Origin of the sequence: Pseudomonas sp. 1928-m (genome assembly GCF_029269135.1) — a bacterium.
Taxonomy (GTDB): domain Bacteria; phylum Pseudomonadota; class Gammaproteobacteria; order Pseudomonadales; family Pseudomonadaceae; genus Aquipseudomonas.
Window position 1 is genome coordinate 273,672 of record NZ_JARIXO010000006.1, and the last position, 9,665, is coordinate 283,336.

Annotated in this window: 12 protein-coding genes; all 12 read right to left on the reverse strand. The window is 44.8% G+C overall.

Annotated elements, in window-relative coordinates; genetic code table 11:
- Positions 1–595: 595 nt before the first annotated feature.
- A complete protein-coding gene (locus tag P3C18_RS18170; RefSeq protein ID WP_275963201.1) occupies positions 596–1,375 on the reverse strand; it encodes an FRG domain-containing protein in 780 nt (259 codons plus the stop codon).
- A gap of 345 nt (positions 1,376–1,720) precedes the next feature.
- Positions 1,721–2,203, reverse strand: a complete 483-nt coding sequence (locus P3C18_RS18175) for a YcxB family protein (protein ID WP_275963202.1) — start codon at positions 2,201–2,203, stop codon at positions 1,721–1,723.
- A 97-nt stretch (positions 2,204–2,300) separates the two neighbouring features.
- Positions 2,301–2,669, reverse strand: coding sequence for a PH domain-containing protein (locus P3C18_RS18180; protein ID WP_275963203.1), 369 nt, complete (start codon positions 2,667–2,669; stop codon positions 2,301–2,303).
- A gap of 85 nt (positions 2,670–2,754) precedes the next feature.
- On the reverse strand, positions 2,755–3,390 hold the full coding sequence (locus P3C18_RS18185; protein WP_275963204.1) for a DUF3885 domain-containing protein: 636 nt from the start codon (positions 3,388–3,390) through the stop codon (positions 2,755–2,757).
- Positions 3,391–3,405: 15 nt separating this feature from the next.
- Positions 3,406–3,582: a hypothetical protein gene (locus tag P3C18_RS18190; RefSeq protein WP_275963205.1), complete on the reverse strand. Its 177-nt coding sequence runs from the start codon at positions 3,580–3,582 to the stop codon at positions 3,406–3,408.
- Between the two features lie 267 nt (positions 3,583–3,849).
- Positions 3,850–4,302 (reverse strand): hypothetical protein, encoded by a 453-nt coding sequence (locus P3C18_RS18195; RefSeq protein WP_275963206.1) that lies wholly within the window; start codon positions 4,300–4,302, stop codon positions 3,850–3,852.
- A gap of 73 nt (positions 4,303–4,375) precedes the next feature.
- Entirely contained in the window at positions 4,376–4,843 is a 468-nt protein-coding gene (locus P3C18_RS18200) for a DUF695 domain-containing protein (RefSeq protein ID WP_275963207.1), read from the reverse strand.
- Between the two features lie 76 nt (positions 4,844–4,919).
- Complete coding sequence (locus tag P3C18_RS18205) at positions 4,920–5,255, reverse strand: hypothetical protein (protein ID WP_275963208.1); 336 nt, start codon at positions 5,253–5,255, stop codon at positions 4,920–4,922.
- A gap of 1,022 nt (positions 5,256–6,277) precedes the next feature.
- Entirely contained in the window at positions 6,278–6,919 is a 642-nt protein-coding gene (locus tag P3C18_RS18210; RefSeq protein WP_275963209.1) for a DUF4272 domain-containing protein, read from the reverse strand.
- 82 nt (positions 6,920–7,001) lie between these two features.
- Positions 7,002–7,436, reverse strand: coding sequence for a hypothetical protein (locus tag P3C18_RS18215; protein ID WP_275963210.1), 435 nt, complete (start codon positions 7,434–7,436; stop codon positions 7,002–7,004).
- A gap of 453 nt (positions 7,437–7,889) precedes the next feature.
- Complete coding sequence (locus tag P3C18_RS18220; protein ID WP_275963211.1) at positions 7,890–8,354, reverse strand: hypothetical protein; 465 nt, start codon at positions 8,352–8,354, stop codon at positions 7,890–7,892.
- A gap of 606 nt (positions 8,355–8,960) precedes the next feature.
- A complete protein-coding gene (locus tag P3C18_RS18225; protein WP_275963212.1) occupies positions 8,961–9,341 on the reverse strand; it encodes a hypothetical protein in 381 nt (126 codons plus the stop codon).
- Between the last annotated feature and the right edge of the window lie 324 nt (positions 9,342–9,665).

The following is a 9,665-nucleotide window of genomic DNA, read 5'->3' on the forward strand; positions in this document are numbered from 1 at the left end:
GTGTCATGGCTGGTAGCTAACGTTTGGTTAAGGGGCCGGCTTTAGCCGGTCCCGAGTGAGCGAAGCGAACGGCTTGAACCAGTTGTTAGGTTTTAATACACTATCCAAGTCTCACTTCCGTCGAACTCGTACTTTGTCTCTTGTGAGGTGGAGTGCAACGCAGGCCAAACTAAGTTAAAGCTGTGAATGTACTCTGGCAGTACAAAGTATTTTATGGATTCTAAATCAATGACAACCGTTTTCCGCTCAACTAATTTCTCCATCCAACTCAGAGCTAGATAACGCGAGTCTTTCGAGTAGGCAAAAAGGCAACCCCATGCATAGCCCGGGAACCTTTTACCATCAACAGTAAGCTTATGGTAGGAGTCACCATGAGGGGGCTCGCCGGCATACAAGAGAGATGCACGGTGGTTAGCATCAGGGGAAATCAGTACATAGTCGCCCATGCCGGCCCACTGACAATTCCCATCGCTGGGTAATGTTAGTTCTTCTGGTTCCACGCAGATGTACCTTTAAAACCTAACGTTTGGTTAAGGGGCCGGCTTTAACCGGTCCCGAGTGAGCGAAGCAAGCGACTTGAACCAGTTGTTAGAGGTCATATTTTAATTTCGCATCTCATCGTGATGATCTTGGTTCTTCCAGACTGCACGGGGTCATACTTTAAACTCTTGACTTCAGATGCAATGCCGCCGAGACCAGGGTAAATAAAAGATGTAGATACGCCCATTTTTTTTAGACGTTCCCTTAATCTTGGCTTTAGGTTCTTGTCAAATTCGATGCAGCGCATTCCGTCTAGTTGTAATGGTGTGTAGGGATCTCGCGGACAAGAAAATACGGATTTTTGGTTTTGGTAGCGGCGATCTTTGTATTTTGGGCGTACAAAAATAACCTCGCCTTGAGTTGGCTGGATTGCAAATATGCCTGCAGGCTCTTTTCTTCGCTCGGCAGTGTAGTCCGCCGTTCTAAAGTCAAATAACTCGTACTGGTCTGTAACCATTCTTGACACCATGTATATGGCGCCGTCTTTATCATCTTCTTTTTCAGCAGCAAAGAATAATGCTACTAGAGGATTCGTTGACCAGTCGAGAAGTCGCGTTGGAAGTCCATAGTGCTGAGCTAGGAATAACCACTCCAATTCATTATTAGGTATTGCTTCTAGCTCTGGGATGGATAATCTTTTGAACTCTGCAATAAAATCATCTTCAAGAGCTGAAATGTCATTTCCTGTGTTTTCCCGTGGATGTCGCCCAATAGAAGGCGTTAAAGTGTGGTTTTTATCTGTAACGCCACGGAAAATTAATTCTGGCCCTCCGCCGCTTGAGTTAAATGATGCGGATAAAAAATCTTTCCAGAATTCTTCTAGGTCATGATGCATTTATATGTTTTGACCTCTAACGTTTGGCTAAGGGGCGGGCTTTAGCCCGTCCCAGAGAGCGCAGCGAACGATTTGAGCTGGCAGGTCTGACACGGTAGCCGCCGCAACGCAGAAAGAAAAGGCGTGCACCGCCGATGATAATGTCGGAATTGGTAAGTTAATTGTTACGCTGCCCGGCATAAACCAACTCCTTTTGATAATGCCAGTAACTCTGGAAAACGTACTGGCGACGCGTTGTTGTGGGTGATGCAACCGGGAAAATTATTCCGGAGGTTGCCTAACGTTTGGTTAAGGGGCGGGCTTTAGCCCGTCCCAGTGAGCGAAGCGAGCGATTTGAACCACTAGTTAGGTTTCCACTGATCGAAATGCAAATTTTCGAAATTCAGAGATTTGTTCCTGATCTTTGAACCAAGCTTTAGGAAGCATTTCAAATATGAGGTCGCATTGGTAGAGAAGGAAAATACTCTCGCTTTCCTTGATCATTAAGTAATCAGACCATTTTCGCTTTGAGTGCCCACTGATGCCCTTGGCCTCAAGGTACTCACTATTCCATGTGTAAACAAATTGTGATGAAAGATCTTTTTGTTGACTGTAAAGGCGACGGGTTTTCCATGGAATATAGAAAACTGACATAACGAGTTCGCCAATTACGCCACCAACACCTGCACTCCCGATAATGAAGCCTAATTTCTGTTGGAAGAAGAAAAAGCTCATCACTCCAACTGCGATGGCTGCTACAGATACCGCATAGTAGATACGGACTGATTTAGCTCTGTGTAGCCGCTGAGCATTGAGGTAGTCGGATGCAGATATGGAACCGGTGATCATTGGATACCTAACGTTTGGTTAAGGGGCGGGCTTTAGCCCGTCCCAGTGAGCGAAGCGAACGGTTTGAACCTATTGTTAGCAGACGAAGCACGGCATATTAAAGTAGGTGCTGTGATATGTGCTTTGATATTTCGACTATAGCGGTGTTTCCAGTGAATTCGAATTTCACCTTGCCCACGGAAGATAGGTATATCTCTAATTCTGAGTCGAGGTCAAATGTGCCTGAGGTTTCTATGGAGTAGGCAACAATATTTTTATATGGGATTGAAGTGTAGTCTTTTTTGCTGCCGGTTATGCCTTGGACATTTACGGCGATTATTCTCTTGCTGGTGAAAACTACGCCGTCGCGCATGGACTTGTATGAGTCAATGATTTTTTCGTTTTCTAGCAGAAGCGTGGTGACTTTTTCAGCATACTCACTATTTTGCTTGAGTTTGAAAAAGCCTTTATTGTTGAAGTCAATCATATTTATGCCTTGTTCTGCTAACGTTTGGTTAAGGGGCGGGCTTTAGCCCGTCCCAGTGAGCGAAGCGAGCGATTTGAACCAGTTGTTATATTTGCGAGAACACCTCATCTATGTGTTCTCTATCGTAGCTCAGTAGCCATTCGGTGTGAGTTTTATATAAAGGTAGCAGTGTTTCTAATTTTAGGGCGACTACATCCATGCCTCGGTCGTCGTAGAGGTTAAGTACAAGACTTTTGGTGTGGTTTATAAAATAACACTCGCCGCCAACTGATGGTGATCTTACGCCAAAGTCTGTGTTTACTAAACTCAACAAAATTTTGTTGATATTAACATTTTCGGTTTTCAGGCCGGATACGGTAACCCGGTGCCAGTGTTGGCACTTATAATTTAGATTTTCAGAATATATTTCTCTATGCTTAGAGAATAAAATTTCATTTGTGATAATAGTGTTTATTTGGCGGAGGATGTAGTCATTTTTCTTTACTTTCCGCCTGCCGTCAGAAAATATTTGATAGACAATTGATATGTCATCTAAGGGTGAAAACGCTGTATCAAATATTCGTTGCGCCCTTTCTAGGGCGGCGTCAAAGTATTTTTCATTAAATTTACGTTTTTCGCGGTTGACCCAAGCGCCAATTTCAGTTGGGCCAATCTCAAATCTTAATCCGAAAGGATTGTTGTAGAACAAAGGTTTCTCTAGTGTTATTTCGTTTTGACTCACGCGCACTAATTCCCTTTAGCGAATATAACGTTTGGTTAAGGGGCGGGCTTTAGCCCGTCCCAGTGAGCGCAGCGAGCGTTTTGAACCACTTGTTAGGCGCGGACTTGAGCCGGGCGTTGCAAGTGGTTGCACCACGATAGCCAACAGTGCTTTTGCTTTAAATGGCTTTTTCATGCTGTTGTGCTGTTTCATGTGCTTTTTCTGCTTGGCGATTTTGGTGCGCCTCAGCGTCAGCCCGATGTAATGACTGGCGTGTAGGGCAGTTGCGGAACCAAGATTTTTGCCCCGCCTGCGATTTCAAATACTCCAATTTTCTTTCATAAGAAACACACGGTTTTGAACTATTGATTCCGCGATTTCCCATGCGTACGCAGTCCTTTGCTTTGTGTGCCTAACGTTTGGTTAAGGGGCGGGCTTTAGCCCGTCCCAGAGAGCGAAGCGAACGGTTTGAACCATTTGTTAGGAGTGGCGGTTATCGATTTTTAACCTGCCCCGTTCAACCACTAAGTGACCGATAAAAGGACTTCTTGTGAGTAGTGACCAAGCAGGTTGCCCCTCAGCAGTCATGAATGAAGTTAACCGCAGCCCATTCGATAAAGAAACCGATATTTCTGGAAGATGGCCGAATATCTCTACAGCGGTTACCGACGAGCCAACGATTTTCTTAAGGAAACCCGGCCAACGTTTTTCACTGCTCCAAGAGCCGCCGAGAATTGAGTGCTTCTTCTCTATCCGCCAACTCCACTCAATCATGAGTGTCAGTTCACCTTCTGGATTTCCTTGGCTGCCACTGAGTTTTGTTGTGTCGGTAAGTTTTCCAAACTCAATGAAAATTGCGGAGCCGTGACCATTCCAAGCATGGGAGACGGTTTTTCCAATGAGAGTAGTGACGAATGGCTCAGGGTTAACCAAGAGCTACTCCTAACGTTTGGTTAAGGGGCGGGCTTTAGCCCGTCCCAGTGAGCGGAGCGAACGTTTTGAACCACTAGTTAGGTGACAAATCACTGCCTGCTAACCGTGAATATGCATCCCATTCAGGATCACTAAATGATGAGATTTTTATAGGGAATGCTGGTAGGTGCGACAAAGACTCATTGAGAATAGTCATAAAATCATCATGGCTTGTTGAATAGTACTGCCACTCACGTGAATCTGGGCCAGTTACGATGGCTGTTAAATATGCTTTATTTTGCTTTTCAACGGCATCTGTAAGTGTATCTTCTAGGTTGCTCATAGCCTCTTGAGTTGTTGGCGATAGAGACTCAAACCCCCAGCTAATAGCAACGACATTAGGGAAGCGAGCTTTACCTAATTGCTCAGGCGCATTAACGCGAAACCTAATTATTAAAGACTCTTCGCCTAAAGTCGCGGTTGTTACTGACCATGACTCTTGAGATGGAATTTTTTCTTCGCGCTTTGTGCTGAATAGGCGAGAGATTAGGTTTCGGAGCATGTTGTTACCTAACGTTTGGTTAAGGGACGGGCTTTAGCCCGTCCCAGTGAGCGAAGCGAGCGGTTTGAACCAATTGTTATAAGCTTTTGCCGCCGATTGCTTTTTCTAAATGATTAATTAAATTTTGTGCTTCGTGTTTTGACATCGTAAATGGCTGCATAGACCAGCCAAGAATTGATTTATTCGAAATCTCTAAACATATTTTCTCACTGCCTGATTCGGTTACAGTGTGTATTTTCATTGTCTTAGAAAGCCCAAAATTTTTCTCACCAAGGATTGCGCCGTGGGTTCTTATTACTTTGCTGCCGAGCGCGGCATTTTTGATGCCTCCGCGCTTTATAACAATAAAGCCCATATACAGCATGTATGCAATTATTAGTGTGTTGAACCAGTATTCTTTTATGAATTCCAAAGGTTTATCTCTGAAAGCTTATAACGTATGGTTAAGGGGCGGGCTTTAGCCCGTCCCAGTGAGCGAAGCGAACGGTTTGAACCAATGGTTAGGGGGATTTGCGCATTAGCACTTATAAGAGACGAATAATAATAGCAGGTGTGATGAATAAATTCACTAGCGTGGTGACGAGACAATAGAGATGGAAAGCTACCTTGCTCTTGATTGGTAATATGAAAATCACAAGTTGAAGAGTGATGAAGTAGAAAAATATAACAATATAGAAAACACCTACGCCTAGAGCACTCGCCCAAGACGTTGATAGAGCAACAATTCCTAGGATTAACAGAATTGGCCCAAAAGCGTATGGAACATATCCGCGCGTGAGTTTATATAGCGCTGGAGATTTCATTGATTTCCCTAACGTTTGGTTAAGGGGCGGGCTTTAGCCCGTCCCAGTGAGCGAAGCGAACGGTTTGAACCAGTTGTTAGGCTCACTTGGTAATTGGCCTGTAAATAGCATTAGGTAACCACCATTCCTCAAGAACCTGGCACGCTAGCTCGGACTGTGCTGAGTCTTTAGCAAATGCCAAGTGTTCAATTGCTTCTCTTATAGCCTTTTCTTGCTCAGTAGAGAGTGACCCTAGCCTTGCTGGGGAACGATCTGGTGGGCGTAGCGAGCTAAGCAGAGCATCTGTGACAACACTGCCCTCATGCAGCCGATGCAAAGCATACTTGAACAAATGTGGCAGATAGTGCCGCCAAGAATCAGGGTCTAGGTAGCTGATGCCCCAATGGAAGCTCTCAAAATACTCATCGGAGATCTGGTCTTGCTTAGTATCAAATGGCATTGCTGCCGCGTATTCGTCAATCGCATTTCCGGCGCGTAAAGTAATTAATGGCGCACGGGCAGTTTCTTCGCTGAACGCTTTGAATAACTCAGATATTAATCTTGAGCACATATCTGCTTTGGGCCTAACGTATGGTTAAGGTGCGGGCTTTAGCCCGTCCCAGTGAGCGAAGCGAACGGTTTGAACCACTAGTTAGGTGCTCAGATCGACGTCATTCCATGGCGTTTCACAATGTAATACCCATTCCAAAAGATGCCTGCGTTGTTGAACGACTCCTAGGTGGAAAGGTGCGGGATCTTTACCTTCCAGATGACAGTTACGCGCATGCCAATGAGATCGATAGAATAAATCTAGTTTTTTATATATATCATCCTGGCTACGAAGTTTAAATTCTTTATAAAACGTACTCGCGCCCTCATTGTTTTGCAGACTAGGAAAGCATGACGCAAGTGAATTTGATACTCCTTGAATTGGCAATAAATCATTGACCAAACCACCAACCCAAGCTGCTGCCCAAAGGCTTTCAATGTTCCACCTGAGGAGATTTTTAGTTTCCTCGCTTGGTTCTGCCTCACTCTCAATTATTTTCTTTTCTTCTGAGGTTAGCGAGCCCATTAGATCATTTTCGATCAGCCATCTACGCGCAATTGCTATTGGAGCGCTGAACGAAATATTTACAATAATGTTAAGAACCAACGCTCTGGCTGCAACCGTTGCTGAATCACGTAGAGAAATTTCTTCGATGCATAATGACGGAAGCCAGTCGCAGACATTTCCGCCTTTAGACAATACGTAATTTTCGGACTCTTGTTTAACAGTTGAAGTGTTTAGCAAGATTGCACCTAACGTTTGGTTAAGGGGCGGGCTTTAGCCCGTCCCAGTGAGCGAAGCGAACGATTTGAACCACTAGTTAGGTTTAACATACGATCTCATGGCGAGAGTTCTCTATGAGCCTAAATGCAGTTTCTGGAATAGTGTTTAGATTTACTAGTATATTTTCAGATAGCACAGGAAGATTTGCTTTGTCGCTAAGCCAAGCATCTATGCAGTCTAGCTTGTTGCCAGAAGCCGCAATTTTCTTGAATACTCTAACAAGCTTGATTGTTGCTTCTATATCTTCTGGATCTTCTTGGTACCATTCGACGGGATCTGCGAAACCTAAGTCTGAAAAATTATCTGCCATTAAATGCCTAAAACCGCAGCTGCAGCCATGTTGTGACCCTATGTACCACTTATTGGGATACATGAGAAACTTTTGCTCTGGAACTCCTGGCATATCCCGGCTAAAAATTAAATCGTTTGTATTGAACTCCTCTAGGTCGAGTTCTGAACTTGTACTCATTACGGTCATGTAGCACATGCGTGGAACCTAACGTTTGGTTAAGGGGCGGGCTTTAGCCCGTCCCAGTGAGCGAAGCGAGCGTTTTGAACCACTTGTTAGGCGCGGACTAAAGCCGGGCGTTGCAAGTGGTTGCACCACGATAGACAACAGTGCTTTTGCTTTAAATGGCTTTTTCATGCTGTTGTGCTGTTTCATGGGCTTTTCTGCTCGGCAATTTTGGAGCGCCTCAGCGCCAGTTCGATGTCATGACTGGCGTGCAAGGTAATAGCGGAACCAAGATTTTTTGCGCCGCCCGCGATTTCAAATGCGCAAAATTCCTTCCATGAGACACACACGGTTTTGAACTATTGATTCCGCGATTTTCCATGCGCCCGCATTCCTTTGCTTTGTGTGCCTAACGTTTGGTTAAGAGGCGGGCTTTAGCCCGTCCCAGTGAGCGAAGCGAACGGTTTGAACCAGTTGTTAGCCGACATTTAGGGCGGCCTTTGCTAGTGAAATAGTTAACTCTTGCAGTCGTGCAAATACAATGATCATTTCTTTAGCAGATGCACAGATAGGACGCGGATACGCGGGGTTAGGTGCTGATAACCCCGCGTATTTCAATGTTTCGTTGGAAAGTATTGCAAAAGTTGCTCTATATTCCTTTTGCGGATGCTGAATAATAATGTCTGTTTCGACCGTGCCGCCAGATTGAATAATTATATTTAATGAGACGCCTTCTGGTAGGCGGCCAACTTGAAAAACTGTGCCCGGCCCGCGAAGTTTCGAAAGATTGATTATTCCTTCCGCTGCCGCGAGAATTTCCTTAAAAGGAATTTTCTTGCTGCCAGAGCCAGAGATGAATGGATGATCGTTACATAGCTTGTAGTAGGCGCTACACAGGCCAACGGAATTTGCTGCTTTGAGTAGACTCAGATCATAATTCATGGTGGCTAACGTTTGGTTAAGGGGCGGGCTTTAGCCCGTCCCAGCGAGCGGAGCGAGCGTTTTGAACCACTTGTTAGGCGCGGACTGGAGCCGAGCGCTGCAAGTTGCTGCACCACGATAGCCAACAGTGCTTTTGTTTTAAATGGCTTTTTCATGCTGTTGTGCTGTTGTGCTGTTGTGCTGTTTCATGTGCTTTTTCTGCTTGGCGATTTTGGAGCACCTCAGCGCCAGTTCGATGTCATGACTGGCGTGCAAGGCAATTGCGTAACAAAGATTTTTTGCCCCGCCCGCGATTTCAAATACGCAAAATTCCTTTCATAAGAAAAATACGGTTTTGAACTATTGATTCCGCGATTTTCCATGCGCCCGCATTCCTTTGCTTTGTGTGCCTAACGTTTGGTTAAGGGGCGGGCCTTAGCCCGTCCCAGTGAGCGAAGCGAACGGTTTGAACCACCTGTTAGGCACGGGCTTGAGCCTGGCAATGCAGATAGTGTGCACCACGACAGCCGGCAATGTTTTTGAGTTGAATGGATTCATTAATCATGCAGTGGTATCTGATTGTACTCTTTAGATTTGCAATATATAAAGAAACACTGGTTTACGTAATCAAAGACCAACAGGAATGCCGCTGCCGCCGTCTAATTTTGATATTTGCCACTTATATCGATCTTGATATTCGTATTTTACTTCGTAGTTGAATTCAGAGTCGACGACTAATAAGCATACGCAAAACTGTTGTCCGTCTTTTGGTGTTAATTGTCGTAGTTTATTTCCAATCTTGTTAGCGCTGTCAAAAATTTCTTCATATTTAAAAGGGTCAAATAGTCTTACAGCATTAGATGTTGTGTAGGAACCATTTGATCCATAATGATTTTCCGATACCTCAAAACGGAAAAACGCACGTTGCCAGTCTGGCGTTATACTCAGCATTGCATTAATAAGCGTTTTAGCGAACTCTATTACAAGTTCCGATGTTTCTGGATTCATGCTGATTGTTCCGTCGCAGATTGTGCGCCTAACGTTTGGTTAAGGGGCCGGCTTTAGCCGGTCCCGAGTGAGCGAAGCGAGCGGCTTGAACCACTAGTTAGGAGCTGCTCGATGATTCCTGAATTGTAGCCAAGCAATAATTAATGCGGCTATTAAATAAATGGCAATTGTCACTTCGGTTCCATACGGGTTTGCTATGTGAAGAAGGAACCACCCAATTGATGCCGTGGATGCTAGTAGCCCAATCCAAATCAAGAACCTAAACAATTTGTTTTTAAGGTTCAGTAAATAAGCTGTTATGACTAACGAAACAGCTAGCGGGAT

Bases quoted from the DNA above. Each gene is read 5' to 3' on its own strand.
- P3C18_RS18170 (WP_275963201.1), bottom strand. From the start codon at position 1,375: ATGCATCATGACCTAGAAGAATTCTGGAAAGATTTTTTATCCGCATCA.
- P3C18_RS18175 (WP_275963202.1), bottom strand. From the start codon at position 2,203: ATGATCACCGGTTCCATATCTGCATCCGACTACCTCAATGCTCAGCGG.
- P3C18_RS18180 (WP_275963203.1), bottom strand. From the start codon at position 2,669: ATGATTGACTTCAACAATAAAGGCTTTTTCAAACTCAAGCAAAATAGT.
- P3C18_RS18190 (WP_275963205.1), bottom strand. From the start codon at position 3,582: ATGAAACAGCACAACAGCATGAAAAAGCCATTTAAAGCAAAAGCACTG.
- P3C18_RS18200 (WP_275963207.1), bottom strand. From the start codon at position 4,843: ATGCTCCGAAACCTAATCTCTCGCCTATTCAGCACAAAGCGCGAAGAA.
- P3C18_RS18225 (WP_275963212.1), bottom strand. From the start codon at position 9,341: ATGAATCCAGAAACATCGGAACTTGTAATAGAGTTCGCTAAAACGCTT.
- P3C18_RS18220 (WP_275963211.1), bottom strand. From the start codon at position 8,354: ATGAATTATGATCTGAGTCTACTCAAAGCAGCAAATTCCGTTGGCCTG.
- P3C18_RS18215 (WP_275963210.1), bottom strand. From the start codon at position 7,436: ATGACCGTAATGAGTACAAGTTCAGAACTCGACCTAGAGGAGTTCAAT.